The 419-nt window shown below is 46.3% G+C and carries 1 protein-coding gene; it reads right to left on the reverse strand.

The genetic code is table 11. The annotated features are described in order from the left end of the window. On the reverse strand, positions 1 to 419 hold a 419-nt coding region (locus A3761_RS06215), incomplete at both ends, for an AAA family ATPase (protein WP_197472889.1).

Below are 419 nucleotides of genomic sequence, written 5' to 3' on the forward strand. Positions count from 1 at the left end.
TCGAGAATGGCCACTGAAGCCATCCATTTCTCCCAACAACGTATTAACAATACCGTGGTAATCACCACTTCTTCTTTGCTGTCCAATTGCATCTATCTCATCGATAAATATGATTGAAGGCGCTAACCTTCTGGCATTGGCGAACAAATCTCTTAGTTTACTTTCTGCAACACCCGCCCCGGGGGATAATAATTCCGCCGAATTTATACTGAAAAAGGGTAAGCCACACTCCCCGGCAGCAGCCCGGGCCAAGAAAGTTTTTCCCGTTCCTGGAGGACCAGCAAGCAAGTATCCTCCGGGAGGTCTAAACCCAAAGCGGCCGATTCTACCAGGATGCTGTAACCAACCTATCGCTCTTGAAATCTGTCTGACACCTCTTTCATTACCAACAATATCACTGAATTTAAGATCGGGAATTT

The organism is Oleiphilus sp. HI0123 (assembly GCF_001635315.1).